The organism is Mycobacterium sp. (assembly GCF_049683935.1).
GTDB lineage: Bacteria > Actinomycetota > Actinomycetes > Mycobacteriales > Mycobacteriaceae > Mycobacterium.
Window position 1 is genome coordinate 1 of the sequence record NZ_JBAUJR010000313.1, and the last position, 26,011, is coordinate 26,011.

Here is a 26,011-nt window from a genome sequence, read left to right on the forward strand (position 1 = left end):
CCGGTCTGCTGCTCGCCGACGAGCCGACGTCCGCGCTGGATCCCGACAACGCCGCCGTGGTCTGGCGATTGCTCGGCGACGCCGCCGCCGACGGTGCGGGCGTGCTGGTGATCACCCACGATCTGCCGTCACTGCTGCGCGCCGGCGTCTGCGACGACGTGGCCCTGATGGCACGCGGCACCGTGCTCCGACAGATGCCGATGACCGATGCCGTCGCGAGCACCGACCCGTACACCCGGGCGCTGATCGGCACGGTGCCGGTGTGACCGGCTTGCAGGCGACCGGCATCACGGTTACCTACGGCGCGACGACGGTGCTCGACGGCGTTGATGTCAGTGCTCCGGCGGGGACCATCACCGGCGTCACCGGAGCCTCCGGCAGCGGCAAGTCCACGCTGCTGCGGGTGCTCGCAGGACTGCAGACCCCCGATGCCGGCGTGGTCCGACACCATGGCGCTCCGACGGCCCCGAAGGGGTCGGTGGCGCTGCTGGCGCAGCATCCGCGGCAGGTGTGCAATCCGCGGTGGACGCTGCGCCAGACCATCAGCGAGCCGGCCCTGATCCGCGGCGAGCGGGTATCCGTCGCCGACGTGGCGGCCCGCGCCGGTCTGGACACAACACTTCTGGACCGCTGCCCGGGGCAGGTCAGCGACGGACAACTACAGCGTGCCTGCCTGGGCCGGGTCCTCGCGCAGCGGGCGGCGACGGTGCTCTGTGACGAGCCGACCGCGATGCTGGACCCGATCGCCACCGGGTCTGTGATGACACTGCTACGGGACATCGCCGACGACGGTGCCGTCGTCGTCCTGGTCAGTCACGACCCGGCGCTCGTCTCGGCGCTGACCGACGACGCGCTCGCCTTGCCGCGCCCATTAGGGTAGGTAAGCGTGACCCACTATGACGTCGTCGTTCTCGGAGCCGGCCCCGGCGGGTACGTCGCGGCCATTCGCGCCACCCAACTGGGGCTGAGCACCGCCATCATCGAGCCCAAATACTGGGGCGGGGTGTGCCTCAACGTCGGGTGCATCCCGTCGAAGGCGTTGCTGCGCAACGCTGAGCTCGCACACATCTTCACCAAGGAAGCCAAATCGTTCGGCATCAGTGGCGAGGCGAGCTTCGACTTCGGCGCCGCGTTCGACCGCAGCCGCAAGGTGGCCGACGGCCGGGTCGCCGGTGTGCACTTCCTGATGAAGAAGAACAAGATCACCGAGATCCACGGCTACGGCAAGTTCACCGGCGCCAACAGCATCGAGGTGGACCTCAACGAGGGCGGCACCGAAACCGTCGAGTTCGACAACGCGATCATCGCGACCGGCTCGAGCACCCGGCTGGTGCCCGGCACGTCGCTGTCGGAGAACGTCGTCACCTACGAGAAGCAGATCATGACCCGCGAGCTACCGGGGTCGATCATCATCGCCGGCGCCGGCGCGATCGGCATGGAGTTCGCCTACGTGCTGAAGAACTACGGCGTCGACGTCACCATCGTCGAGTTCCTGCCGCGCGCGCTGCCCAACGAGGACGCCGAGGTCTCCAAGGAGATCGAGAAGCAGTACAAGAAGCTGGGCGTGAAGATCCTCACCGGCACCAAGGTCGAATCGATTGACGACGATGGCAAGCAGGTCACCGTCACCGTGAGCAAGGATGGCAAGTCCGAGGAGCTCAAGGCCGACAAGGTGATGCAGGCCATCGGCTTCGCCCCCAACGTCGAGGGCTTCGGGCTGGACAAGGCGGGCGTCGAGCTGACCGATCGCAAGGCCATCGGCATCGACGACTACATGCGCACCAACGTGAGCCACATCTACGCGATCGGCGACGTCACCGCCAAGCTGCAGCTGGCGCACGTTGCCGAGGCGATGGCGGTGGTCGCGGCCGAAACCATCGCCGGCGCCGAGACTTTGGCGTTCGGCGACTACCGGATGATGCCGCGCGCCACGTTCTGCCAGCCCCAGGTCGCCAGCTTCGGTCTGACCGAGGAGCAGGCGCGTGAGGAGGGCTACGACGTCAAAGTCGCGAAGTTCCCGTTCACGGCCAACGGCAAGGCACACGGCCTGGGGGATCCGAGCGGCTTCGTCAAGCTGATCGCCGACGCCAAGTACGGCGAACTGCTCGGCGGGCACCTGATCGGCCACGACGTCTCCGAACTGCTGCCCGAGCTGACGCTGGCGCAGAAGTGGGATCTGACGGTCAACGAGCTGTCCCGCAACGTGCACACCCATCCGACCATGTCCGAGGCGCTGCAGGAGTGCTTCCACGGGCTGGCCGGCCACATGATCAACTTCTAGTTGAGAGCGATCTGGATCGCCGGCATCGGCGGGCTGGTGATCGGTCACATCCTGTGGCTGGTCGGCATCTCGGCGGCGATGGCGTCGACGGAGGTCCCCACCTGGGTGCTGGTCGTGTCCGCGGTGTCGATCGCCGTCGGGATCGCCGCCGGATACCTGGGGTGGCGGCAGTGGAAACTCAAGACCCGCAGAGCTGAAGCGTGGGCGGTGTTCCTGTGGGCGGTGCCGGTGTCGCCGGTGTTGCTGTCCCTGACCGTTCTCGGGGTGACGTATCTGTGAGCCGGCAGCTCAGTCGGGAAAGTCCAGCGGCACGCCGAGCGTGCTGATGGTCGCCGCAAGACCGTCGTATTGTGCTGCCAGCAAGCAGAATTCGATCAGCTGCGGCTTGGTGTAGAAGCCGGCGAGCGCCTGCCAGGTCTGCGGCGACACCCCGCGGGTGACGACGAACTCGTCGGTGGCGGTGATCAACACCCGCTCGCGATCGGTGAGCCCCTCGGCGTCGGGGCCCTCGAAGATCTTGGCCTGCAGGTCCGCGGTCAGCCCCCGGCTGCGGGCCAGCCTGCGGTGCTGCTGGAGTTCGTACTCACATTCGCGCAGATGGCCGACGCGCAGGATCACGGTCTCGGCGTCTCGGCGCGAGAGCTTGCCGGCATAGAGCAGATACGCCGACAGCGGCAACCACACCGGGAACAGCAGCCGGTGCTGGCCCAGCACGTTCATCAGGCTGAACCTCGGCCTGCGGATTCCACGGGCGCCGATCTTCGCGATGGCCCAGTTGATCGGTCCCAGCTCTTTGAAGCCGCCGGGTGGGACACGGGCAGGTGCACTCACATTTGCCTCACCAGATAGGGGGACACCGTCGAGCGGTGTTCGTTGATGTCCAGCGCGCGCCCCAGCGCGGGAAAAGCCCGCTGCGGACAGTTGTCGCGTTCGCACACCCGGCAGCCGGCACCGATCGGGGTCGCCCGAACGCTGGGGTCACCGGACAAATCCACGCCCTCCGAGTAGACCAGCCGCTGCGCATGGCGCAGTTCGCAGCCCAGGCCGATCGCGAACGTCTTACCTGCCTGACCATAGCGCGACGCCCGCCGCTCCACGGTCCGCGCCACCCACATGTAGCTTCGTCCGTCCGGCATCTCCGCGAGCTGCACCAGGATCTTGCCGGGGTTGGCGAATGTCTCGTAGACGTTCCACAGCGGGCAGGTGCCGCCGCTGGAGGAGAAGTGAAAACCGGTGGCGGACTGGCGTTTCGACATGTTCCCGGCGCGGTCGACGCGGACGAAGGAGAACGGAACGCCTCGCATCGAGGGTCGCTGAAGCGTCGAGAGCCGATGACAGATGGTCTCGTAGCTCACCGAGTAGTACGCGGAGAGTCGCTCGACGTCGTAGCGGAACTTCTCCGCCACCTCGTGGAAGTGGCCGTACGGCAGCACCGTCGCGGCGGCGAAGTAGTTCGCCAGCCCCAGTCGCGCCAGCCGCTGGGACTCCTCGCTGGTGAAGTGTCCGTCGCCGACCAGTCTGTCGATCAGGTCGCCGCACTCGAGGTAGGCCAACTCGGCGCCCATCCTGAACACCGTCTGCCCGGCGGACAGGTGGGCGCTGATCTCGAGGGTCTTCGACGGCGGGTCGTAGCGGTGCAGGACGCCCTCGCCCAAGTCGATACGGCGAATGATCCTGACGCCGTGCACGATTCGAAGACGATCGGCCAGGTCGCCGACGAGATCGCCCCGCTGGATGCGCATCCCGGCGGTCAGGTTCTCGGCTGCGGTGTCGAGTTCGTGCAGGTAGTTCTGACGTTGGTAGAAGTAGTCGCGCACCTCTTCGTGCGGCATGGTGATGGTTCCGGACCCTGAGCTGAAGCCACTGCCGCGGCCCTCACCGAACCGGTCCTCGGTCGCGGCCGCCAATTGAGTGGTGGTGAGCTGGTAGCGGCGGTGCAGGTTGACCATCGCGCGGGCCAGCGACGGGTGTGCGCCGACCATGTCGGCGATCGCGGTCGGGTCGACGTCGACGTCGAGATCGCGGTCCATGAGGACCTCCCGCAGTTCGGCGATCAGGCGGGTGTCGTCCTGGGAGGCGAAGAACGTCGCGTCGACCCCAAAAACCTCGGTGATGCGCAGCAGGACGGCCACGGTCAGCGGGCGCACGTCGTGCTCGATCTGGTTGAGGTAACTGGGGGAGATCTCCAGCATCTGCGCCAGCGCGGCCTGGCTGAAACCGCGTTCGCTTCGCAGCTGCCGTACGCGGGCTCCGACGAACGTTTTGGCCACGACCACCAGCGTAACCGCGACTAGCACCGTTGCGAAGGCACGATTTGCATCATTGGCAATCCGGGGCGTGTGGCAGTATCGGCATCCGTGAGTACCACCGGTCAGATCAGCGGGCTGGGTAAGGCGCTGATGCCCGTTCCGGACCCGCACCCGGACGTGTTCGACGTGGAATGGCCACTGCGGGTGGCCGACGTCGACCGCACGGGCAGGCTCAAGTTCGACGCCGCAACCCGGCACATTCAGGACATCGGCTCGGACCAGTTGCGCGAGATGGGCTTCGAGGAGACCCATCCGCTGTGGATCGTGCGCCGGACGATGGTCGACCTGATCGAGCCGATCGTGTTCAAGGACATGCTCCGGTTGCGCCGCTGGTGCTCGGGCACCTCCAACCGGTGGTGCGACATGCGGGTGCGCATAGAAGGCAGAAGGGCCGGCCTCGTCGAGTCCGAGGCGTTCTGGATCAACATCAACCGCGAGACCCAGGGGCCCGCGCGCATCTCCGACGACTTCATCGAGGGACTGCAGCGCACCACCGAGGTCGATCGGTTGCGGTGGAAGGCCTACCTGAAGCCCGGCAGTCGCGACGATGCCGTGGATGTGCGTGCCTATCCCGTGCGGGTCAGCGACATCGACATCTTCGACCACATGAACAACTCCGTGTACTGGAGCGTCATCGAGGATTACCTCACGGTGCAGCCGGAGCTGATGGCCGGCCCACTGCGGGTGACCATCGAGCACGACCTGCCGGTCGCCCTGGGCGACAAGCTCGAGATCATCCGGCACGTGTATCCGGCGGGTTCGACCGACAGATTCGGCCCGGAGCTCGCCGATCGCACTGTTACAACGCTCACATATGCGGTCGGCGAAGAGACCAAAGCGGTCGCTTCGCTGTTCTCCCTCTGAACCCCCTCCGTTAAACAGTACGAGCGTACTGACCTGCGCGGATTCGGTTACTGGCTAGTAGCTACTGAACCGGTTCAGTGCTCATCGGTCTTCGCAAACTTTGCAAATCATCAGGGCTTCTTGGCGAAAATTGGCAGTCTAAAGCGGTGGACCTGCGGTTATGGGTTGGTGCATGCTCGTGTAAGCAGACCAGCACAAGAAGCTGGAGCGTTAACAAACCGCAGAGGCCCGCATGCCTCCAGCGACTTGCAACACCGAAGGAGCAGTCAATGTCGACCGTTGGCACACCGAAGAGCCCCGAGCAGATCCAGCACGACTGGGACAACAACCCCCGCTGGAAGGGCATCACCCGCACCTACACCCCGCAGGACGTCGTCGCGCTGCAGGGCCACGTCGTCGAGGAGAGCACGCTGGCGCGCCGCGGCGCCGAGGTGCTCTGGGAGCAGCTGCACGACATGGAGTACGTCAACTCGCTGGGCGCCCTGACCGGCAACCAGGCCGTCCAGCAGGTCCGTGCCGGACTCAAGGCCATCTACCTGTCCGGCTGGCAGGTCGCCGGTGACGCGAACCTGTCCGGCCACACCTACCCCGACCAGAGCCTCTACCCGGCCAACTCGGTGCCGCAGGTGATCCGCCGCATCAACAACGCGCTGCTGCGCGCCGACCAGATCGCCAAGGTCGAGGGCGACCGGTCCGTGGAGAACTGGCTGGCCCCGATCGTCGCCGACGGTGAAGCCGGCTTCGGTGGCGCACTCAACGTCTACGAGCTGCAGAAGGCCATGATCGCCGCCGGTGTCGCCGGATCGCACTGGGAGGACCAGCTGGCCTCGGAGAAGAAGTGCGGCCACCTCGGTGGCAAGGTGCTCATCCCGACCCAGCAGCACATCCGCACGCTCACCTCGGCCCGCCTGGCGGCCGACGTCGCCGACGTCCCCACGGTCGTCATCGCCCGCACCGACGCCGAGGCAGCCACGCTGATCACCTCAGACGTCGACGAGCGTGACCAGCCGTTCATCACCGGTGAGCGGACCAAGGAAGGCTTCTACCGGGTCAAGAACGGCCTCGAGCCCTGCATCGCCCGCGCCAAGTCCTACGCGCCGTACTCCGATCTGATCTGGATGGAGACCGGCACCCCGGACCTCGAGCTGGCCAAGAAGTTCGCCGAAGGCGTCAAGAGCGAGTTCCCGGACCAGATGCTGGCCTACAACTGCTCGCCGTCGTTCAACTGGAAGCAGCACCTGGACGACGCGACCATCGCGAAGTTCCAGAACGAGCTCGGCGCCATGGGCTTCAAGTTCCAGTTCATCACCCTCGCCGGCTTCCACGCCCTCAACTACTCGATGTTCGATCTGGCCCACGGCTACGCCCGCAACCAGATGAGCGCCTACGTCGAGCTGCAGGAGCGCGAGTTCGCCGCCGAGGAGCGGGGCTACACCGCGACGAAGCACCAGCGTGAGGTCGGCGCCGGCTACTTCGATCGGATCGCCACCACGGTGGACCCGACCTCGTCGACCACCGCGCTGGCGGGTTCGACCGAAGAGGGTCAGTTCCACTAGGAGTCGACGGCATGACAGCATGAGCCCCGCCTGGTCATCCCGGCGGGGCTCATCGCTGCGAACAGTAGGAGAGAAGTGAGCATCGAACGAGTAGGCGTCGTGGGCGCCGGGCAGATGGGCGGCGGAATCGCCGAGGTGTGCGCGAAGGCCGGCGCCGACGTCGTCGTCTACGAACCCAGCGAGGAGCTGGCGGCTGCGGGGCGCAAGCGCATCACGGCCTCGCTCGAGCGCGCCAAGGCGAAGGGCAAGCTGGCGGCCGACGACTTCGAGATCGCGCTCGCGCGGCTGACGTTCACCACGAACCTCGCCGACCTCGCCGACCGTCAGTTGGTGATCGAGGCGATCGTCGAGGACGAGGCCGTCAAGGCCAAGGTGTTCGCCCAGCTCGATGAGGTCGTCACCGATCCCGATGCGGTACTCGCCTCGAACACCTCCAGCATCCCGATCATGAAAATCGCTGCGGCGACCAAGAATCCGAGCAGGGTGCTGGGACTGCACTTCTTCAACCCGGTGCCGGTGCTGCCGCTGGTCGAGCTGATCAACACGCTGGTCACCTCCGAGGAGGCGATCGCGCGGGTGGAGCAGTTCGCGGGCGAGGTGCTGGGCAAGAAGGTGGTGCGCTGCGGCGACCGCTCCGGCTTCGTCGTCAACGCGCTGCTGGTGCCCTACCTGCTGTCGGCCCTCCGGATGGCCGAGGCCGGGGTCGCAGGAGTCGAGGACATCGACACGGCCGTCGTTGCGGGGCTTTCGCATCCGATGGGCCCGCTGCGGCTGTCGGACCTCATCGGGCTGGACACCATGAAGCTGATCGCCGACTCGATGTACGACGAGTACAAGGACGCACACTATGCGCCGCCGCCGCTGCTGCAGCGGATGGTCGAGGCCGGCCAGCTGGGCAAGAAGTCGGGCAAGGGCTTCTACACGTACTGAGTTCCCGTCGAGTGCACGGTTTCTGATGGAAAATGCCCAATATCCATCAGAATTCGTGCATTCGGGAACCGTTCGGCGCTCTAGTTCGCCTAAGACGATGTGCAGGAACTCGTCGTAGCGTCGGAATCCCTCGCGGCCGGAGAGTTGACCCGACAAGACCTCCGGCGGCAATTCGTCAAAGTGCACCACAATGTCTACGCGCCGCGGGGCATGACGTTGACGGCTCGCGATCGCGCGCAAGCGGCGTGGCTGTGGTCGCGGCGCAAGGCGACTTTGGCCGGGGCTTCGGCAGCGGCGATGCACGGCGCCCGCTGGCTGCCGAAAGACGGTCCGGCCGAGTTGACCCGCGTCCGATCAGGAGCGGTGCCGGGCATCCTGATTCATCGCGACACCCTTCTTGACGATGAGGTGTGCCTGGTTCAGAGCCTCGACTGCACGACGGCCGCGCGAACGGCCTACGACCTAGGTCGTCGAACTCCGGGTGATGAGGCCGTCGTTCGCATCGACGCGCTTTTGAACGCCACCCGAGCTCAGGTGTCTGAAGTGCTGGCGATCAGTGAGCGTCACCCCGGAGCGAGAGGTGTCCACGCCCTGCGAAAGGTTCTGGACCTTGTCGACGGAGGTGCTGAGTCACCGCAGGAGTCCCGAGTGCGTCTGCTACTGATACGCAAGGGACTGCCCCGGCCCGTGACTCAGATCCCGATCAGGGACGCGAACGGCAGAGTCGTACGCCGAATCGACATGGGGTGGCCCGAATACTGTGTTGGTGTCGAGTACGACGGTGAGCAACACTGGACCGACCCGGAGGCGCATGCCGGGGACATCACTCGACTGGAGTTCCTAGCAGCACGAGGTTGGATCATCATTCGGGTAAGCGCACGGCATTTGCGCTACGAGCCAGACGGCATTGCGCAGCGCGCTCAGAACGCGCTACGCCAGCGTGGTTGGGTTGGCGCCGCCTGATCGGGGACCCGAACGCACGGTTTCTGATGAAAATCGGCCGAAACTCGTCACAAACCGTGCACTCGGCGGCGTTGGCCTCGCACCTAGGCTGACGCCAACCGGTTCTTCTCGGCTTCCACGTCGAAATCCGGTGGCGGCCAAGACATGTTGAGGCGCTTCATGGCCTCGATGAGCAACTCGGTGACAGCCAGTCGGCTGTACCATTTGCGGTTGCACGGCACGATGTGCCACGGCGCGTAGTCCGTCGACGTCCGGTCCAGCATCGCCTGGTAGGCCTGTTCGTACAGCGGCCACTTGAGCCGTTCGTCGACGTCGGCGGGGTTGTACTTCCAGTACTTGTCCGGTCGCTCGAGTCGCGCGGCCAGGCGCTTCTTCTGCTCGGTGAGGGAGACGAACATGGCGACTTTCACCACGGTGGTCCCGTTGTCGACGAGTTCGCGTTCAAAGGCGTTGATCTCGTCGTAACGAGGCTCCCACACGTCCTGAGGCACCAGGTTGTGCACGCGCACGATCAGCACGTCCTCGTAGTGCGAACGGTCGAAGACGCCGATGTGTCCGGCCGTCGGCAAGGCCCTGCGGATCCGCCACAGATAGTGGTGCGACAGTTCCTCGGCAGTCGGCTTTCCGAAGTTGTGGTACTGGATGCCCTGCGGATTCGCCCCGCCCATAACATGTTTGACGATTCCGCCCTTGCCCGCAGTGTCCATTCCTTGAAGCACGAGCAACACCGACCGCGTGTCGCCGGAGCGGCTGTTGGCGTACAGCATCTCCTGCAGTTCGGCGAGACGCACATTGCGCTCTTCCTGCAACGTGGGGGCCTCGGTCTTGCTGCCTCGGAAGCCTGGGGTCGCGGACGCGTCGATGTCGCCGACTTTGTCACCGGGACGGAACATCAACTCGTCGTGTGGTTCATGGGTCCACAACGCAGGCAGATCGGAGAGCTCGCTCATGCTCCTAGTCAAGCAGTCGCGGCGGCAGAACAGGTGAGGGATGAGGCTTCTGCCGGAATTTCTCCAGGGACCCGCCCACCTCGACGATTCCGCACAGCGCGCTCCACGACAGCATCGTCAGGTAGTCGATCAGCTCTTCGGAGGTCATCCGCGGATTCGACATCCACGAGTGCGTCGCCAGCTGCACGCCTCCGACGATCTGGAAGGCCCACGGCCCGATCCCGCCGGTGTCCATCCCGGCCTCGACCATGCGCCGCCGGAACATCACAGCCAGCATCCGGGCGATGATCTGCTCGGAATCGGCGACGGCCTTGCTCTTGCTGGCCGAGTTGTTGGCCATCACGAACCGGTAGGGCTCCGGTTCGTTGGCGACGGTCTCGACGTACACCCGGATGATCTCGCGGGTGAGGTCGTAGCCGTCCAGGTTCGACGACAGGGCCGCGGCCATGTTCGGGATCAGGGTGGTCTGCGCGAAGCGCATCATCACCGCGGTGGTGAGGTCGTTCTTGTCGACGAAGTAGCGATAGAGGACTGTTTTGGACACGCCGATCTCCGCGGCGATCTCGTCCATGCTGACGTTGCTGCCGAGGCGGCGGATCGCCTCGAGGGTGCCGTCGACCAACTCGTTGCGTCGCTCGACCTTGTGCTTATGCCAGCGTCGCTTTCGTCCATCGGTCTTGACCGCCACCGGCGGGGATTGTTGTGCCACGTTCGCGGTAGTCCATTCCGTAGTCCGTGTCGATGATACGGCGCTGGCCCCGGTGCGCAGGATCGCGGGACGACCACGGCGGGAACGTCACGACGGGCAGTTGCTGGCGTAGCGGATGATGTAGGCGTGGCACACAGACCTGACGTTGCAGAGCGTCCCAGCTTCGCTGAAACGCTCGCCGGGGCCGACTCGGCCGCCGACGCCGAACGACTCCGCGGCCTGCGGCGAATGAAAGTCGTGGCGCTGAGCTTCCTGCTCGGCGCCGCGGTCGTCTTCCTCGTCTGCTCGTGGGCGCAGTCCCACGGCGCCGCGCCCTGGGTCGGTTACGTCCGAGCCGCCGCCGAGGCCGGCATGATCGGCGGGCTCGCAGACTGGTTCGCGGTCACCGCGCTGTTCAAGCATCCGCTGGGCATCCCGATCCCGCACACGGCGATCATCCGCCGGAAGAAAGACCAGTTGGGCGAGGGTCTGGGCGACTTCGTCCGGGAGAACTTCATGTCGCCGGACGTCGTGTCGACGAAGCTGCGCGACGCCGAGGTCGCCAGTCGGCTCGGCAGGTGGCTGGCACACCCGGCCAATGCCGAACGCGTCGCGGCCGAGGCATCGACGGCGCTGCGGGTGCTGGTGGAGATGCTGCGCGACGAGGACATCCAGCAGGTGCTGGACCGGATGATCGTCAAGCGGGTCGCCGAACCGCAGTGGGGCCCGCCGATCGGTCGGGTGCTGGCCTCGCTGCTCGAGGAGGGGCGGCAGGAAGCGCTGATCCAACTGCTCGCCGACCGGGCGTTCGAGTGGTCGCTGAACTCCGGTGAGGTCATCGAACGCGTCATCGAACGCGATTCACCGTCGTGGTCGCCCCGGTGGGTCGACGGCCTGATCGGCGATCGCATTCATCGCGAGCTGATGGACTTCACCGACAAGGTCCGTCGCAATCCCGATCACGAGCTCCGCCGCTCGGCCACCAAGTTCCTGTTCGAGTTCGCCGCCGACCTGCAGAACGACGAGGCGACGATCCAGCGCGCCGAGAACGTAAAGGAACAGATCATGGCCCGCGACGAGGTGACCAAGGCGGCCGAGACCGCCTGGACCGCCGCCAAGCGGATCCTGCTGGAGTCCGTCGACGACCCGAGTTCGACCCTGCGGGCCCGCATCGCCGACTCGGTGGTCAACATCGGCGAGTCGCTGCGCGACGACGCCGAACTGCGGGCCAAGGTCGACAACTGGATCGTGCGGGCCGCGCAGCACCTCGTCGGCCAGTATGGGACGGAGATCACAGCGATCATCACCGAGACCATCGAGCGCTGGGACGCCGAGGAGGCGAGCCGCCGCATCGAACTCCATGTGGGCCGCGACCTGCAGTTCATCCGCATCAACGGCACCGTGGTCGGGGCCCTGGCGGGCTTGGTCATCTACACGCTGGCGCAGATACTGTTCTGACCTGCGCTAACTAGTGCTTGCAAAAGTTAGCACCCCGTCGTACGGTGGAAATCGGTACCAGCCCGATACCCATCGCATCGAAGGGACACACCATGACGCAAGACGAAAATCTTGCCGCGGTCGTGACCAACGCGGCGCAGGACATCGGGAGCTTCATCCGATCCCAGCGCGAGGCTGCGCAGGTGTCGGTGCGCCAGCTGGCCGAGAAGGCCGGCGTCAGTAATCCCTACCTCAGTCAGATCGAGCGGGGATTGCGGAAACCCTCGGCGGACGTGCTCAACCAGATCGCGAAAGCGCTCCGGGTGTCCGCGGAGGTTCTCTACATCAGGGCCGGAATCCTCGAGCCTTCGGAGGGCAGCGAGATTCGTGACGCCATCGTGACCGACACCGCGATCAACGAGCGGCAGAAGCAGGTGCTGCTCGACATCTACACCTCGTTCTGTCAGCAGAACGAGGCCGCCCTGCTCGAAGCTGCACTGGCAGCAGGGGCGCCGGCAGACCACGCAAGCGAAGCAGAAGAGGAGCCGACGACTGACCCAGACTCGAGTCCCGTCCAAAGCCCTCTGCAACTCACCCAATCACCAACAACCGACTCCCAGTGAGACGAAAGGACATCATCATGGCTGAGAAGAATCAGATCGAGATCGACGACCTGAAGGCCCCGCTGCTCGCCGCAGTCGGCGCTGCCGACCTGGCGCTGGAGCGCGTCAACGAGATCGTCGCGACCCTGCGCGAGCGTGCCGACGAGGTTCGCAGCGACGCAGAGACCCGTGTCGCCGAGCGCCGTGCACGCATCAACAAGCTGCAGGAAGAGCTGCCCTCGCAGGTCGGCGACATCCGTGAGCGGCTCAGCTCCGACGAACTGCGTAAGTTCGCCGAGGGCTACGCCGAGGCCGCGCAGACGACCTACAACAGCCTCATCGAGCGCGGCGAGGCCGCCCTGGAACGCCTTCGCAGCCAGCCGGCGCTGGAGGAGGCTGCCAGCCGGGTCGAGGGGTACACCGATCAGGCCGTCGAGCTGACCCAGGACGCGCTGGGCACCGTCGCGACGCAGACCCGCGCGGTCGGCGAGCGTGCCGCCAAGCTGGTCGGTGTCGAGCTGCCGAAGAAGACCGACGAGGCCGCCGCTCCGGTGAAGAAGGCCGCCAAGAAGGCTCCCGCCAAGAAGGCTCCCGCCAAGAAGGCGCCGGCCAAGAAGGCGCCGGCCAAGAAGGTCACCCAGAAGTAGTTCGACGAACCCCTCACGGGGTGAGTCGACCGAGGGACGTAACCCGCATAGTCTGTAGCTCGTGGAGCTTCAAGGCCTTGTGGGTTACGTCCTTTTCGTTTTGCAGGTCGCTGTCCTGGTGGCAGCGGTCTACGCATTCGTGCACGCCGCGATGCAGCGGCCCGACGCCTACACCGCGGCCGACAAGCTGACCAAGCCGGTGTGGTTGGTGATCCTCGGTGTCGCGGTGCTGCTGGCGCTGGTGCTGGGCATCATGGGTGTGGCGATCGCCGCGGTGGCATCCGGTGTCTACCTCGTCGACGTCCGACCCAAGATCCTTGAGATCCAAGGGAAGTCGCGATAGTGCGACGAGCCTTTGCGGCCGCCGCGGCGATGTGTGTGTTTCCCCTCGCGGTTGTTCCCGTCGCGTCCGCGGCGCCAGCCGTCGCGCCGCCGCCGTATGTCGACCATGCCGAGTGGGCCAAATGGGGCGACCTGTCCAGTCTGCGCGTCTATCCGACCGTGTCCGGCCGGGACACCTCGGGTCGCCCGGGCACCGCGCCGCAGGCCGACGTGGCATGGGCCGAGGTGCTGACACTGTCGCCCGATGCGGCGATTCCCGGTATGCGAGAACAGTTCATGTGCCACTGGCAGTTCGCCGAGCTGGTCGAACCCGGCAAGGTCAGCTGGAACCTCGAGCCGTGGCGTCCCGAGGTCAGTGAAGATCAGATGGTCGCTGCCGGATGCAACCCAGGTGGCACCGAAGAGCCCTTCTGATGGGTTCCTACACCCGCGACCGCGTCGCGGCGCTTGTTGACCACACGCTGCTGAAACCGGAGGCCACCGACGCGGATGTCGTCGGACTGATCGCCGAAGCCGCCGAGCTCGGTGTCTTCGCCCTCTGCGTGTCGCCCACGATGGTGTCGGTTGCGGCCGCGCTGGCACCTGGTCGTCCCGTGGCGTCGGTCGTGGGATTCCCGTCAGGTAAACACTTCTCGGCGATCAAGGCCGAGGAGTCCCGGCTGGCCGTGGCCGCCGGTGCAGCGGAGATCGACATGGTGATCGACGTCGGTGCGGCCCTCGCCGGTGATCTCGACGCGGTGCGCGCCGACATCGCGGCGGTGCGCGCGTCGATCCCAGGGGGCACCGTTCTGAAGGTCATCGTCGAATCGGCTGCGCTGCTGGAGTTCAGCGGGTCGCCGTTGCTGGTCGACGTCTGCCGGATCGCCGAGGATTCGGGAGCCGATTTCGTGAAGACCTCCACCGGCTTTCATCCCGCCGGCGGCGCATCGCCCCGCGCGGTCGAGCTGATGGCGGGTACGGTCGGCGGTCGCCTCGGCGTCAAGGCCAGCGGTGGGATCCGCACGGCGACCGACGCTGCGGCGATGCTCGATGCGGGTGCCACGCGGTTGGGACTTTCCGGGACCCGCGCGGTTCTCGACGGTTTCAGCTGACCCCTACAGGCCTGCGAAGCAGGGGTCGTCGTTCTGCTTCGGGATCGAGGCGTTGCTCGTCGAGAACTGGCTCACCACACCGGTATCGGTGACCTGGATCGAGTCGGCACGGATGTTCATCGGGTAGTCCTGGACCAGCTCGGAGGTGAACGCGTCCAGCGCCGGCTGTACCACCTCACGCGGCAGCGTGAAGCCCAACCCGGTCACGTTGGTGACCTGTAGCGCGATGTTGCCGTCGACGACCTCGGGGCGTGTGGTGATGCTGCCCAGTGCCCCTTCGAGTTCGATCGTCCCGTCGGTCGAGTTGGTCGTCACCCCGGTGACGAAGCTGCCGATCAGCGGGATCGCGCCCTGGATGGTCTGCTTGATGCCATCGGCGGACCAGTCGATGTTGGCCACCAGGGAGCCCACGGTGCCACCCGATGTGGGGGTGTCCTCCAGGCGGACGTCGTTGATGTCGAGGTTCAGCTTCATCCCCCGTGCGTCACGCAGCTGGTTGCCCGCGGTTTCGATCCTGATGTTGGTGTAGTGACCCGACACGTGCTGCATCAGGAAGGGGGGCAGCACCCCGAACGATGCGGTGGCGTCGTCCTGCACGACACATTCGACGACCGAGGCGACCACCGTGTCGGCGCGGTTGCGGGCATAGAGCTCACCGCCGAGCAGGCCAGCGAAGACCAGCGCCAGCACGATCACGACGGCCAGGACGACCGAGAGTGGATCGCTGAAGATCCTCTTGATTTTCGCCGGCAACGAGGATTCCTCCTCCGGGGGGACGCCGGATGTCGGCCCGGGGCCGTAGCCGGGGGGTGGGTTCTGCGAGAACTGCGGCTGCGGTGGGCCGGGTTGCTGCGGTGGCCGAGGGGCCCAGGGATCGGTCACGTCAGCGATTGTGCCCTATTGCCCTGAGTGAACGACGATGAGCGCTCGCGCGAAGAGCAGATGGCTCCTGAGCGGTTGGTCATCACCGCGACGGTCTCGCGGGCCTTGCGGGCCGCGCCGAGGTCGACGTCGCAGACCAACAACTGTGGGTCGGCGCCCGCAGATGCCAGCACCTCGCCCAGTGCTGAGGCCACCACGCTGCCGCCCACACCTGTAGGTCCGAGCGCGGCGATCTCGTCGCCGGGATAGGCCTGGCCGACCGCGGCGACGATGCTGTTCGTGTCGATGGCGCGGGCGCGGGCGAGCAGCGTCCACTGGTCGAGTTTGCCCGGCCCGGTGCCCCATGAGGCGTGGGCGGTGATCACCTCGGCGCCGCGTTCGGCCAACTCGACGTACAGCTCGGGGAAGCGGATGTCGTAACAGAGGGTCAGGCCGACCGTCACGCCGTCGACCTCGATCACGACGGGCTCCCGGCCGGGTGCGACCGTGGTGGATTCGGAGAACCCGAACGCGTCGTAGAGGTGGATCTTGTCGTAGTGGGCGTCCACCTTCGGACCCGTCGCGAGCAGCGTGTTGGTGACGCGGCCGTCGTCGGCCGGCACGAACATGCCCGCGACGACGACCACACCCGCGCGGCGGGCGATGTCCCGGACCGCGTCAGCCCACGGCCCGTCCAACGGTTCGGCGACCGGGGCGAGCGGGACCCCGAAACGACACATGGTCGCCTCGGGGAACAGCACGAGCGACGCACCCTGCTCCGCCGCCCGCAGGGTGTACTCCTCGACCAGGGCGAGATTGGCGGTCGGGTCGGTGCCGGCGCGGATCTGAGCCAGGGCCACACGCATGTTCTGGCGCATGACGACCAGGATAGGTCGATCATCCGATCTCAGAAGGGTGGCGGGTCGTCGCCGTAGTCGGGTTGGTGATCGCGGGGATGGGCGAAGTACCCGGAGTAGTCCGCAGGCTGCGGGGCGCGTTCTTCGGCCTTCCGGTTGGCCTTACGGGCGGCGGCTTCGAGGTCGCGCTCACGTTGAACGGCATTGAGGCGTCGCTCGGCGGTTATGCGGTAGCGGCGTGCCTGTTCTCGGGGGTACCGACGGCTGGGCATCATCACCTCCCGCCCCGGAACGCGCGGCGGCAGAGGTTCGTCGTGCCCGGGTGATGGCGCGGTGGTGGTCTTCCAGCCCGGGAACAGCAGGCTGGAGAAGGGTTTGGTGACGTAGGTGCGACCTGTCGGTGTGGTCACCTTCACGGTGCCGTCGGGCAACTGTGTGTCCGACCAGCCGTCCCAGAAAGTTTTGATCAAGTGATGAAATTTGCAGTAGCACTTGAGATTTGATGGATGTGTCGGACCGGTCGGCCAGGGCCGGGTGTGGTCGATCTCGGCGTGTGCAGCTGGACGGTCACAACCGGGAGCGCGGCATGTCAGATCGCGGGCGCGCACGAATTCGGCCATCGCGACCGAGGGGCGATACCCGTCGCTGCCGGTGATGGTGCCGGGCCCGCCGACGAAGCGGACTTTCGCGCCATGGGCGATCAACTCGGCCAGCAGGGACGCGGGCAGGATCGAGCCGCGCGGGCCGGCGATGACACCCGGGGTGAGCTTGACAGCAGGCTTGGCCTGGGGCTCGGCGGTGCTCGGCACGGCACGCTCGGGTTCGGGTCCGTTGAAGCCTGGGTCGGGTGGCGCGTCGAGGGATGCCTTGTCGGCCACAGCGTGAATGGTCAGACTCGACGCGCGGCCGTCATCGATGGTGGCGGCCTCGCAGTCGGGGTTGTCGCAGCGGCAGGTCAGCACCAAAGACCCTGCCGCCAGGGCGCCCACCGCGTCGGCGCGGCGCTGTGCGGTGGTGCGCGGATCGTCGTCACACACCCCGCGCACCATCGCGGTCAGTCGCTCTTCCATGAGAGCGGCGTCCATGGCCGACAGCCGCCCGAATACGCTGGTCGTGCCGGTGTTGTCGTCGCGTTTACCGATCGTGAACGAGCGACCGCGGATCCGATCGCGGACTCGGCGGACCGCGTCGGGATCGTACTTGTCGATCCACACGTCGATGGCGTGTTCGAGTTTGGCCATCGACAGCACACCCCACCCGTCGATCGCTTCGGTGAATGCCGAATCGAGCTGAGCCAGGGCCTGCCCGTCGACGACCAGGGCGGTGCGCCACACGATCATCGACACCATCCAGACGGGCACCTGCCCGGCCATGAACCGGCGCCCCAACTTGGGGAACCGATCACGCAATGCGACCGCCAGATCCATCTGCCCTGACGCGCGTCCCGGGCTGATGTTCAACGCGCACCCGATCTGGGCGGCCGCGTTGTCCCAGTCATCACAGGCCCATTTCGGGCCGACGGGATCAGCACAGCTACGGTGCTGCCACTCGCCGATCGCGGCCACCTTGAACGCCTCGGCCTGCGTCGCCACCTGCGCCCAGCCCGAGATGGCGTCCGCCACGTCGGCATCAGACGCCGCAGGCAGATCGGCGGGGCTCAGAGGCAGGGTTTCGAACACATGTTCGATTATAGACGGACCCGGTGACAGGTCAGGGCACCGTTACGGTCCCCAGGCCGGTCGGCTGAGCGCGGCCGACTTCTTGCCGAGCTTGCCGGTGCGCACCTGCGCCGCGAGGCTGTCGAGGATCACCCGTGAACTCAGCAGGGCGGTCTGCTCGGCCCAGTCGTACGGCGGCGAGCATTCGACGACCTCGATACCGGCCAGTCCCGGCTCGGAGACCATCTTGACCAGGTTGAGCGCCTCGCGCGGCAGCAGACCACCCGGTTCCGGCCAGCCCGTTCCCGGCACGAAGCCGGCGTCGATGACGTCGATGTCGAACGACAGGTACACCGCCTTGGCGCCCTTCCAAGCGATCTCGAGGGCCGTCTCCGCGATTTTTTCTATGCCGACCCGCTCCACGTCGCCGACGGTGATCACCGTGGACTTTCGATCGCGGCCCACTTTCACACCCTCACGCGGGCTCTGCCACCCACCGATGCCGATCTGCACCAGGTTCGTCGCGGGAGCGTTCTTGATGTTGGTCGCGTGGAACCACGGCGTGGTGTGCATCCGCTCGTCGAGGTCGGTTTCCTGGGTGTCGACATGGCGGTCGAAGTGGATGATGCCGATGTTGCCGTCCATGTAGGGCGCCAGACCTCGGATGGTGGGGAAGCCGATGGAGTGGTCCCCACCGAGGACGATCGGCATCACGCCCTTCTGCGCGACGTGTGCCATCGCCTGGCTGATCTGGTCGAACGACTTCTCCAGGTTGCCCGGGATGGTGAACACGTCGCCGATGTCGACCATGTTGAGTTGCTCGCGCAGGTCGACGCCGGACTCGTAGTTGTAGGTGCCGAACAGGTTCGTCGAGCGCCGGATGCCCTGCGGGCCGAAGCGTGTGCCGGGCCGGTAGGTGGCACCCGCGTCGAGCGGCACCCCGAAGATGGCGACCTCGGCGTCGTCGACCTCGTTGACGTCCTCGATGAAAGGACATTTCAGGAAGGTGCCGCGCTCACCGGCGAAGTGCGGTTTCTCGCCGCGGACGAACGTCGAGATGGTGCGGTCGTTGATCGTGGGGGCGGCCTGCAGGCCGAAACTCAGACCGCGGTCGATCTCTTCGCGGAGTCGCCGGTCCGACAGGTTCGCCTCCGCCTGCTGGGCCCAGGCGCCTTCGGCGTTCGGCAGGGACGGGTCGGGATTTCCGAAATCGGGCACGAGCGCTCCTCACGCGCCGTCTTGTCGCTGACCGGGTACGACGCACCTCGTCCGGGGAACCGGTGCACCCGGCCCCTGCGGTTCATTGTTGGCACAGTCGCGAATTGCTGTCCAGCGCTAACGGAAACGTGGCGTTAACACCTCACGCGACAAGGCGTAACGAAGCGGGCTTTTCCTGATCGGGACTCACATCGGCATGTGGGGCGCGTCTAGGGTTCCGCCGTTCGCGGGTCTGGTCCGAGAGACGCAGGCGACTCCGGCGGCGATGCCGGACCGTTCCACGGCGGGATAAAAGCCCGGGAGGCTCCATTGCCGGGTGTGGGCGCACTGCGTCCGGCGATTTATCAGGAGGCTCCTCGATGATTCTCTTCGGAATCGGCGTCAGCATCGTTGTTGTCGCATTCGTCGGCTTTTATGTAGCTCGCAAGGTCGGCGGGGACAGCTCCAACTTCTTGGTGGCTGGGCGCATGCTCCCGCTGTGGCTGGTCGGCGCAGCCCTCATGGGTCAAGCCGTCGACACCAACGCCACCCTCGGTAACACCGACCTGGCTGCCGAGTTCGGGTTCTGGGCGGGGGCATCGCTGCCGCTGGGGTTGGGGCTGTGCCTGTTGCTCACCGGCCTGTTCTTCGCCAAGCCGATGAATCGAATGGGTCTGACCACCTTCCCCGACTACTTCCGCCTGCGGTTCGGTCGGCCGGTGGAGGTCTCGGCGTCGATACTGCTGATCACCGCATTCTGCATCCTGGTCGCGGGCAATCTCGTCGCCGGTGGCTATCTCTTCAATTACTTCGCCGGAATCCCCTACTGGGCGGGCGTGGTGGGGATCGCGCTGATCGTGGTTGCCTACACCGGTGCCGGCGGGATGATCGCCGACGCCTACACCGCGATCATCCAGATGACCCTGATTCTGGTGGGATCCGTCGCCACCCTCATCTGGGTGACCGTCGCCTACGGCCTGACCATCCCGCAGGGCATGAACCCGTTCGACTTCGGCCAACTCACAGACCCGGCCCAGGGGGCCACCATCAACTGGGCGACGCTGATTGCGCTGGGCATCGGTGACATCGTGGCCATCGACTTCATGCAGCGGATCTTCGCAGCCCGCAATCCGGAGACCGCTCAGCGCGCCTGCTTCGTCGGTGCTGCCGGCGCCGCCGCGATCGGTATCCCCTTCGCGCTGATCGCGCTGGCCTCGACGGCGATCCTGCCGGAGGGCACCGAAGGTCCGGTGCTGTTCGTACTGCTCGATCAGTACGCGCCGGTGATTCTGACGATCGTCGTGCTCGCGGGCATCGTCGGGGCCTCGATGAGCACCGCCAACGGAGCCATTCTGGCCACCGCCTCGGTCGCGGTGCGCAATGTCGGGCAGGTACGCCGGGTGCACGTCGAAGGCAAGGCTGACCCGTTGCTGCGGGCCACCCGGCTGATGATGATCCCGATGACGCTGGCCTCGATCGGATTCGCGCTCTACGTCCAGCAGACCGGAATCCTGTTGACGCTGGCCTTCGACCTGTTGTTGGCGTGCCTGATCGTGCCGTTTGTGCTTGGTCTGTTCTGGCGTCGGGGCACTTCGGCGGCGGCGATGGCGGCGATGATGGTGGGCCTGGCAGTCCGACTTGTGCTGTTCGCAATGACCCCGACGATGTTCGGCGTCGACAACACCATTCTTTATGTCGAGAACGACCTGATCGGGGCGGGCTTCGACGGCTGGCCGACGTTCATCGCTTTCGCGGCCTCGCTGATCACCTACCTCGTCGTGGCGCTCATGACACCCCCGGCCCATCTACGTGGCCTGGATATCCAGGTGGCGCAGGACCTCGACGAGGCTCTTGCGGACGTGCAGGAGCCCGCAGTCGTTCCCGCCAAGGCCGCTGCGGACGCGACGTAGCGGACGTTCGCCGGCCGCCGATCTGGCTCAGTCAGGGGCGACGGCCGACCACGGCACCGTGAGGATGCCGTCGCGGAGGCTGCGACGGGGTGACTTCACCGGAAATCCTTCGGCGACAAGGAGTTCCATCATCGCGCGCCACCGCACCCGGGGTCCGAACACGCCGTGGCCGGCGACGCTGGCCCATGCCCGGTCGGCGGCCTGCAGCAGCGTGTGGATCGGCCGGCCGGCGACGTTGTGGTGGATCAGGACCTTGGGCAACCGCTCGGCCAGATCCGACGGCCGGTCGATGGCGAACGGGTCGCACGCCAACGTCAGGCTCACCACCGATGTCGTGTCCAGCAGCACCCAGCAGCATCGCCGGCCGAGCTCGTCGCACGTGCCGTCGATGATCAGCCCGCCCGGCGCCAACGCCCGTCGCATCGCCGCCCACGCCTCGGTCACGGCGTCCTCGGGGTACTGCCGCAGCACGTTGAACGCGCGCACCAGCGCCGGTCGGTGGCCGGCCAACTCGAAACCACCCCGGGCGAATTCGACCCCGGATACCGACCCGTTCTGCACGGCGGCCTGGCCGATGCGCACCCGTTCGGGTTCGATCTCGAGGCCGAGCACCCGGATGTCGGAGCGGACCCAACGCAGTCGCATCGCGAGCTCCAACGTCGTCACCGGGAGAGCGCCGTAGCCGAGGTCCACGACCAGCGGGTCGGCAGCGGACTGCAGTGCGTTGCGGACCCGCGGTGAGTGCACCAGCCAGCGATCGCTGCGCCGAAGCCGATTGTGGCCGGTGGTGCCCCGCGTGATCGCGCCGATCGGCGCGACCTGCCCACGCTGAGCCATGGGCCTTGATTCTAGTTCCCGATCAGGAGTTTTCCGTGATCCACACCGTGGTGAAGCGTTGCTCTGCGATGAGAAGCTCGACCAGTTGGCCACCGATGAAGTTCTCGATCTTGCCGCCCACGAGCGGAACCCGGACCTCCACGGTGGCCGAGAGGTCCATCCGCGAACCGGGCCGGGAGGTCGTCGGCGCCAGCACCGCGTCGCCGTTCAGGCTGGCCGGCGCTCCCGGGATGGTGCCGACGACGACCCCGGACGCCCGCCCGTCGACCAACGGCGTCCAGGTCTCCTCCCGCACGAGACTCAGGTCGCCGCGGTGGAATTGACTCACCAGTGCGGGCAGTCTGTCGGCGCGCAGCGTCTGGGTGGTCCGGACGCGGATCGCGCCGTCGGTACCGACCGCCAGTTCGTCGAGCGTGGCGTGGTCGGTGCCGGAGTCGCTCAGGCGCACCAGCCAGTACTGCTCGTCGCTGAACGCGCGGTGGACCTGCTCGACCGTGCCGTCGTATTCGGCGGCCATGTCGAATGAACGCGGCATGAAAAACCACGCTACCGTTACCGCCCGTGGTCTCTTCGTCGACAGGGGGCGTTGCGGTAGCCGAGAACGTGCCGCTGGCGCCGTTGACCACGCTGCGCGTCGGACCGGTCGCCCGTCGCCTCTTCACCTGCACCACCACCGAGCAGGTCATCGAGGTTTTGCGGGCCGTCGGTCCGGACGCACTGGTGCTGGCCGGCGGGTCGAACGTGCTGCTCGCCGACGACCTCGACGGACTCACGGTCGTCCGGTTGGTGAACACCGGGATCGTCGTGGACGGCGCGGTACTGCGGGCCGAGGCCGGCGCGGTGTGGGACGACGTCGTCGCCGCGTCGCTGGCGCACGGCCTGGGCGGGCTGGAATGCCTGTCGGGGATTCCGGGGTCGACGGGTGCGACTCCGGTGCAGAACGTGGGCGCCTACGGAGCCGAGGTCGCCGACACCATCAGCCGGGTCAGGCTGCTGGACCGGCGTACCGGCGACGAGCGGTGGATCTCACCGGATGAGCTCCAGTTCGGTTACCGCACAAGCATTCTGAAGAACTCGTCGGCTTCGGTGGTGCTGGAGGTCGAGTTCACCCTGGACCCGGCAGGACTGAGCGCACCGCTGCGCTACGGCGAACTGGCCGCCGCGCTGAACACCACACCGGGACAGCGCGCGGACCCGGCGCTGGTGCGCGCGGCGGTGTTGTCGCTGCGATCCGGCAAGGGCATGGTGCTCGCCGACCACGACCACGACACCTGGAGCGTCGGGTCGTTCTTCACCAACCCGGTGGTCACGCACGCCGAGTTCGACCGCCTCGCCGCTGCGGTCGACGGGCCGGTGCCGAACTATCCGGCGCCCGACGGGGTGAAGTTGGCGGCGGGCTGGCTCGTCGAGCGCGCCGGGTTCGGAAAGGGCTATCCCGACCCCGGGGCACCCGCCCGCCTGTCCACCAAGCATGCTCTGGCGCTCACCAACCGCGGCCATGCGACCACCGCCGACATCCTCGCGCTGGCCAGGGCGGTACGCGACGGGGTGGCAACCGCATTCGGGATCGAACTCACACCCGAACCTGTGCTGGTCGGGTGTTCTCTCTAGGTACCCTGGGTGAACGTGAGCCCTAGACACCCGGTGCCGTCGGTCACCCGACGTCGCGCCCTGACCGCACTGGCGGTCGGCGTTGTCGCACCAGGCGCCCTGGCGGCCTGTATGCGCAACACCAGCACATCCACCGAAGAGGCTGCAGACGCGCCTGCGGCGCCATCGCTGGCCTTCGAACCCTCCGACTCGTCGGCCGACGTGCTGCCCACCGCGCGGGTCGGCGTCGACGTCTCCGACGGGTGGTTCCAGAAGATCAACCTGACCAACCCGGACGGCAAGGTCGTCGCGGGCACGCTCAACCGTGACCGCACCGCCTTCACCGTCACCGAACCGCTGGGCTACGGGGTCTCCTACTCGTGGGGCGGCACCGTCGTCGGCCACGACGGCAAGGCTGTCCCCGTCACCGGATCGTTCACCACGGTCAATCCGGTGAACCAGGTCAACGGCCGATTCCAGCTCGCCGACGGTCAGACGGTCGGCGTCGCCGCGCCGATCATCATGCAGTTCGATGCCGCGATCGCCGAGGACGACCGGGCTGCGGTGGAGAAAGCGCTCAACGTCACCACGACGCCGGAGGTCGAGGGCGGCTGGGCCTGGCTGCCCGACGAAGTCGGAGGCTCCCGGGTGCACTGGCGCACCCGCGAGTACTTCCCGGCGGGCACCACGGTGCATGTCGACGCCGACTTCTACGGGGTCCCGTTCGGCGACGGCGCGTACGGTGCGGCCGACTCGACCCTGGACTTCACCGTCGGCCGCTACCAACTCGTCAAGGCCGAGGCATCGTCGCACCAGATCGAGGTGCTCACCGACGCCGGCGTCATCATGACCCTGCCGTGCAGCTACGGCGAAGGCGACCTCGACCGCAACGTCACCCGCAGTGGCATCCACGTGGTCACCGAGAAGTACGAGGACTTCTACATGACCAACCCCGCGGCCGGCTACGCCAACGTCCGCGAGCGGTTCGCCGTGCGGATCTCGAACAACGGCGAGTTCATCCACGCCAACCCGGCCAGCTCCGGCGCTCAGGGCAACAGCAACGTCACCAACGGCTGCATCAACCTGTCCACCGAGGATGCGCAGCAATACTTCAACACCGCGATGTACGGCGACCCGGTCGAGGTCACCGGCACCCGGATCCAGCTGTCCTACAGCGACGGCGACATCTGGGACTGGACCGTGCCGTGGGACGAATGGACCTCGATGTCAGCGTTGTCCGATCGGCAGGTGTCGAACGACATCCCCAGCAATGCGCCGGTGACGCCCTCGGGCGCGCCGCAACCCGCGGGCAGCCCGGGCGGCTAGGAATCTTCAGACTGCGCCCCGGGCGGAAAAGTTCGAGTAGACCCCGCCGTCAGCGCATTCTCAACGTGGGTCAGGTGCGCCGGTTCAAGCGGGACCCGATGGCGCCGCTGACCTGATCGCGCGGCCGGACCACGATGAGGTCCAGGTCGACGTGTGACGGGCGGGAGGCGACGAACCCGACCACCTCGGCGATGTCCTCGGCCACCAGCGGGGTGAGACCCTCGTAGACCTTCTCGGCGCGCTCCGAGTCGCCCTCGAACCGGCGCAGCGAGAAGTCGGTCTGGACCATTCCGGGCGCTACCTCGGTGAGCCGCACCGGTTTTCCGAGCAACTCACTGCGCAGCGTGCGATGAAGGACACCCTGGGCGTGCTTGGCCGTCGTGTAGCCGGCGCCGTTGTCATAGGTTTCCAGCGCTGCGATGGAGGTGATCGTGATGATGAGACCGTCACCGGACTCGATCAGCTTCGGCAGCAGTGCGCGGGTGACATGCAGGGTGCCCATCACGTTGGACTCCCACATCCAGCGCCAGTGATCGACGTCGGCGTCAGCCACCGACTCCAGCCCGCGGGCGCCGCCGGCGTTGTTGACGAGCACGTCCACCCGGTCGAGTCGGCCGGCGAACGCCGCGACCGCCTCGCTGTCGGTGACGTCCGCCACAATCGGCGTCCCGTCGATCTCGGAGGCCAGAGCGATGAGCGGAGCCTCGCGCCGGGCAACGCAGATCACGTGGAATCCTTGTGCGGCAAGGGTTCTCGCGATTGCTTCACCGATTCCGGCGCTGGCTCCGGTGACCACCGCGACCCGGCGTGGGTCTGAAGGAGTCGTCATGTACGCAACCCTAGCTGCCGTGTTAATTTGGCTGCATGTCCCGCAATGGCCTGGCAGTTCTCGCTGCCCCGCGGCGTGCGTGTTGTTGCTGCGCACCCTGCCGCGCCTGACCGACCCGGACTGATCACGTCCCGCTGAGTCGCCTGGTGTGGCCTCGACCCCACCCGCCCGACTCCCCGAGGACATCCCATGAGCACACTTCTCACCCCGGCCACGACCACCCGCGGCACGCGTCCCCGCACCACCGGCGGGCGTTACCCGCAGGCCCTGCTGCACCACATCGTCG

At 66.7% G+C, this 26,011-nt stretch carries 26 protein-coding genes, 2 pseudogenes and 2 riboswitches; of the genes and pseudogenes, 17 read left to right on the plus strand and 11 right to left on the minus strand.

Annotated features, from left to right (window positions below; all coding sequences use genetic code 11):
• The 4 genes and pseudogenes from WA965_RS18450 to WA965_RS18465 all read left to right on the plus strand — a co-directional run.
• A pseudogene (locus WA965_RS18450) lies at window positions 1–266 on the plus strand (ABC transporter ATP-binding protein); the annotation flags it as partial.
• Complete coding sequence (locus WA965_RS18455) at window positions 263–880, plus strand: ABC transporter ATP-binding protein (protein ID WP_526303356.1); 618 nt, start codon at window positions 263–265, stop codon at window positions 878–880. The pseudogene WA965_RS18450 and the gene WA965_RS18455, both read left to right, overlap by 4 nt.
• A gap of 6 nt (window positions 881–886) precedes the next feature.
• Window positions 887–2,281, plus strand: a complete 1,395-nt coding sequence (gene lpdA, locus WA965_RS18460; RefSeq protein ID WP_526303357.1) for a dihydrolipoyl dehydrogenase — start codon at window positions 887–889, stop codon at window positions 2,279–2,281.
• Window positions 2,282–2,560, plus strand: coding sequence for a hypothetical protein (locus WA965_RS18465; RefSeq protein WP_526303358.1), 279 nt, complete (start codon window positions 2,282–2,284; stop codon window positions 2,558–2,560). It begins immediately after the preceding gene.
• A gap of 9 nt (window positions 2,561–2,569) precedes the next feature.
• Here WA965_RS18465 and WA965_RS18470 read toward each other — a convergent pair whose 3' ends face one another.
• Together WA965_RS18470 and ramB are read right to left on the minus strand one after the other, a co-directional pair.
• Window positions 2,570–3,112, minus strand: coding sequence for a carboxymuconolactone decarboxylase family protein (locus WA965_RS18470; RefSeq protein ID WP_526303359.1), 543 nt, complete (start codon window positions 3,110–3,112; stop codon window positions 2,570–2,572).
• Window positions 3,109–4,551 (minus strand): acetate metabolism transcriptional regulator RamB, encoded by a 1,443-nt coding sequence (gene ramB, locus WA965_RS18475; protein WP_526303360.1) that lies wholly within the window; start codon window positions 4,549–4,551, stop codon window positions 3,109–3,111. Before ramB ends, WA965_RS18470 begins: the two co-directional genes overlap by 4 nt.
• 129 nt (window positions 4,552–4,680) lie before the next feature.
• Between ramB and WA965_RS18480 the strand changes: the two genes are divergently transcribed.
• From WA965_RS18480 to WA965_RS18495, 4 genes are all read left to right on the plus strand, one after another.
• Window positions 4,681–5,454 (plus strand): acyl-[acyl-carrier-protein] thioesterase, encoded by a 774-nt coding sequence (locus tag WA965_RS18480; protein ID WP_526303365.1) that lies wholly within the window; start codon window positions 4,681–4,683, stop codon window positions 5,452–5,454.
• Window positions 5,455–5,723: 269 nt separating this feature from the next.
• Entirely contained in the window at window positions 5,724–7,010 is a 1,287-nt protein-coding gene (aceA, locus tag WA965_RS18485; protein ID WP_526303361.1) for an isocitrate lyase, read from the plus strand.
• Window positions 7,011–7,085: 75 nt separating this feature from the next.
• Complete coding sequence (locus WA965_RS18490; protein WP_526447907.1) at window positions 7,086–7,940, plus strand: 3-hydroxyacyl-CoA dehydrogenase family protein; 855 nt, start codon at window positions 7,086–7,088, stop codon at window positions 7,938–7,940.
• 99 nt (window positions 7,941–8,039) lie between these two features.
• Window positions 8,040–8,903: an endonuclease domain-containing protein gene (locus WA965_RS18495; protein ID WP_526303363.1), complete on the plus strand. Its 864-nt coding sequence runs from the start codon at window positions 8,040–8,042 to the stop codon at window positions 8,901–8,903.
• An 83-nt stretch (window positions 8,904–8,986) separates the two neighbouring features.
• Here WA965_RS18495 and WA965_RS18500 read toward each other — a convergent pair whose 3' ends face one another.
• Both WA965_RS18500 and WA965_RS18505 read right to left on the minus strand, forming a co-directional pair.
• Complete coding sequence (locus WA965_RS18500; protein ID WP_526303364.1) at window positions 8,987–9,853, minus strand: polyphosphate kinase 2 family protein; 867 nt, start codon at window positions 9,851–9,853, stop codon at window positions 8,987–8,989.
• 4 nt (window positions 9,854–9,857) lie between these two features.
• Window positions 9,858–10,562, minus strand: coding sequence for a TetR family transcriptional regulator (locus WA965_RS18505; RefSeq protein ID WP_178361383.1), 705 nt, complete (start codon window positions 10,560–10,562; stop codon window positions 9,858–9,860).
• A gap of 126 nt (window positions 10,563–10,688) precedes the next feature.
• Between WA965_RS18505 and WA965_RS18510 the strand changes: the two genes are divergently transcribed.
• The 6 genes and pseudogenes from WA965_RS18510 (at window position 10,689) to deoC (ending at window position 14,660) form a co-directional block, all read left to right on the plus strand.
• Window positions 10,689–11,999 carry a DUF445 domain-containing protein gene (locus WA965_RS18510; RefSeq protein WP_526301687.1) on the plus strand — a complete coding sequence of 437 codons (1,311 nt, stop codon included), beginning with the start codon at window positions 10,689–10,691 and terminating at the stop codon, window positions 11,997–11,999.
• A gap of 92 nt (window positions 12,000–12,091) precedes the next feature.
• On the plus strand, window positions 12,092–12,601 hold the full coding sequence (locus tag WA965_RS18515; protein WP_526301689.1) for a helix-turn-helix domain-containing protein: 510 nt from the start codon (window positions 12,092–12,094) through the stop codon (window positions 12,599–12,601).
• Between the two features lie 527 nt (window positions 12,602–13,128).
• Window positions 13,129–13,209: pseudogene (locus WA965_RS18520) on the plus strand (heparin-binding hemagglutinin); the annotation flags it as partial.
• A gap of 79 nt (window positions 13,210–13,288) precedes the next feature.
• Window positions 13,289–13,570 (plus strand): DUF2516 family protein, encoded by a 282-nt coding sequence (locus WA965_RS18525; RefSeq protein WP_178361387.1) that lies wholly within the window; start codon window positions 13,289–13,291, stop codon window positions 13,568–13,570.
• Window positions 13,570–13,983 (plus strand): DUF2599 domain-containing protein, encoded by a 414-nt coding sequence (locus WA965_RS18530; RefSeq protein ID WP_526301691.1) that lies wholly within the window; start codon window positions 13,570–13,572, stop codon window positions 13,981–13,983. The genes WA965_RS18525 and WA965_RS18530 overlap by 1 nt, the downstream gene beginning before the upstream one ends.
• Window positions 13,980–14,660, plus strand: a complete 681-nt coding sequence (gene deoC / locus WA965_RS18535; protein ID WP_526301711.1) for a deoxyribose-phosphate aldolase — start codon at window positions 13,980–13,982, stop codon at window positions 14,658–14,660. The genes WA965_RS18530 and deoC overlap by 4 nt, the downstream gene beginning before the upstream one ends.
• Window positions 14,661–14,663: 3 nt before the next feature.
• Here the strand turns inward: deoC and WA965_RS18540 are convergent, their stop codons facing one another.
• The 4 genes from WA965_RS18540 to WA965_RS18555 are packed head-to-tail and all read right to left on the minus strand — an operon-like array spanning window position 14,664 to window position 19,254.
• Window positions 14,664–15,542 (minus strand): LmeA family phospholipid-binding protein, encoded by an 879-nt coding sequence (locus WA965_RS18540; RefSeq protein ID WP_526301693.1) that lies wholly within the window; start codon window positions 15,540–15,542, stop codon window positions 14,664–14,666.
• Complete coding sequence (locus WA965_RS18545; RefSeq protein ID WP_526301712.1) at window positions 15,539–16,387, minus strand: carbon-nitrogen hydrolase family protein; 849 nt, start codon at window positions 16,385–16,387, stop codon at window positions 15,539–15,541. Before WA965_RS18545 ends, WA965_RS18540 begins: the two co-directional genes overlap by 4 nt.
• 41 nt (window positions 16,388–16,428) lie before the next feature.
• A complete protein-coding gene (locus WA965_RS18550) occupies window positions 16,429–18,057 on the minus strand; it encodes an HNH endonuclease signature motif containing protein (RefSeq protein WP_526301695.1) in 1,629 nt (542 codons plus the stop codon).
• 42 nt (window positions 18,058–18,099) lie between these two features.
• The gene (locus WA965_RS18555; RefSeq protein ID WP_526301697.1) at window positions 18,100–19,254 is read right to left on the minus strand and encodes an agmatinase family protein; all 1,155 of its coding nucleotides are present in this window, start codon (window positions 19,252–19,254) and stop codon (window positions 18,100–18,102) included.
• 10 nt (window positions 19,255–19,264) lie between these two features.
• Window positions 19,265–19,332: riboswitch (guanidine-III (ykkC-III) riboswitch) on the minus strand.
• 120 nt (window positions 19,333–19,452) lie between these two features.
• A riboswitch (guanidine-I (ykkC/yxkD leader) is annotated at window positions 19,453–19,559 on the plus strand.
• Window positions 19,560–19,613: 54 nt separating this feature from the next.
• Between WA965_RS18555 and WA965_RS18560 the strand changes: the two genes are divergently transcribed.
• Window positions 19,614–21,143, plus strand: a complete 1,530-nt coding sequence (locus tag WA965_RS18560) for a high affinity choline transporter 1 (protein ID WP_526301699.1) — start codon at window positions 19,614–19,616, stop codon at window positions 21,141–21,143.
• Window positions 21,144–21,170: 27 nt separating this feature from the next.
• Here WA965_RS18560 and WA965_RS18565 read toward each other — a convergent pair whose 3' ends face one another.
• Both WA965_RS18565 and WA965_RS18570 read right to left on the minus strand, forming a co-directional pair.
• Window positions 21,171–21,980, minus strand: a complete 810-nt coding sequence (locus tag WA965_RS18565; RefSeq protein ID WP_526301701.1) for a class I SAM-dependent methyltransferase — start codon at window positions 21,978–21,980, stop codon at window positions 21,171–21,173.
• A 22-nt stretch (window positions 21,981–22,002) separates the two neighbouring features.
• The gene (locus WA965_RS18570; protein WP_526301703.1) at window positions 22,003–22,515 is read right to left on the minus strand and encodes a DUF2505 family protein; all 513 of its coding nucleotides are present in this window, start codon (window positions 22,513–22,515) and stop codon (window positions 22,003–22,005) included.
• A gap of 26 nt (window positions 22,516–22,541) precedes the next feature.
• On the opposite strand from WA965_RS18570, the gene WA965_RS18575 reads away from it, so the two are divergent.
• Both WA965_RS18575 and WA965_RS18580 read left to right on the plus strand, forming a co-directional pair.
• Window positions 22,542–23,591, plus strand: a complete 1,050-nt coding sequence (locus WA965_RS18575; protein ID WP_526301705.1) for a UDP-N-acetylmuramate dehydrogenase — start codon at window positions 22,542–22,544, stop codon at window positions 23,589–23,591.
• A 15-nt stretch (window positions 23,592–23,606) separates the two neighbouring features.
• On the plus strand, window positions 23,607–24,896 hold the full coding sequence (locus tag WA965_RS18580; RefSeq protein WP_526301707.1) for an Ig-like domain-containing protein: 1,290 nt from the start codon (window positions 23,607–23,609) through the stop codon (window positions 24,894–24,896).
• 70 nt (window positions 24,897–24,966) lie between these two features.
• Here the strand turns inward: WA965_RS18580 and WA965_RS18585 are convergent, their stop codons facing one another.
• On the minus strand, window positions 24,967–25,725 hold the full coding sequence (locus WA965_RS18585) for an SDR family oxidoreductase (RefSeq protein ID WP_526301709.1): 759 nt from the start codon (window positions 25,723–25,725) through the stop codon (window positions 24,967–24,969).
• Window positions 25,726–26,011: the final 286 nt, after the last annotated feature.

What these genes read in the sequence shown, in the direction of transcription:
- WA965_RS18500 (WP_526303364.1), bottom strand. Translation starts at nt 9,853, where the DNA reads ATGAGCGAGCTCTCCGATCTGCCTGCGTTGTGGACCCATGAACCACAC.
- WA965_RS18545 (WP_526301712.1), bottom strand. Translation starts at nt 16,387, where the DNA reads ATGCGTGTGGCCCTGGCTCAGATCCGCGCCGGCACCGACCCGACCGCC.
- WA965_RS18570 (WP_526301703.1), bottom strand. Translation starts at nt 22,515, where the DNA reads ATGCCGCGTTCATTCGACATGGCCGCCGAATACGACGGCACGGTCGAG.
- aceA (WP_526303361.1), top strand. Translation starts at nt 5,724, where the DNA reads ATGTCGACCGTTGGCACACCGAAGAGCCCCGAGCAGATCCAGCACGAC.
- WA965_RS18585 (WP_526301709.1), bottom strand. Translation starts at nt 25,725, where the DNA reads ATGACGACTCCTTCAGACCCACGCCGGGTCGCGGTGGTCACCGGAGCC.
- WA965_RS18480 (WP_526303365.1), top strand. Translation starts at nt 4,681, where the DNA reads ATGCCCGTTCCGGACCCGCACCCGGACGTGTTCGACGTGGAATGGCCA.
- WA965_RS18515 (WP_526301689.1), top strand. Translation starts at nt 12,092, where the DNA reads ATGACGCAAGACGAAAATCTTGCCGCGGTCGTGACCAACGCGGCGCAG.
- WA965_RS18565 (WP_526301701.1), bottom strand. Translation starts at nt 21,980, where the DNA reads ATGGCTCAGCGTGGGCAGGTCGCGCCGATCGGCGCGATCACGCGGGGC.
- WA965_RS18560 (WP_526301699.1), top strand. Translation starts at nt 19,614, where the DNA reads ATGATTCTCTTCGGAATCGGCGTCAGCATCGTTGTTGTCGCATTCGTC.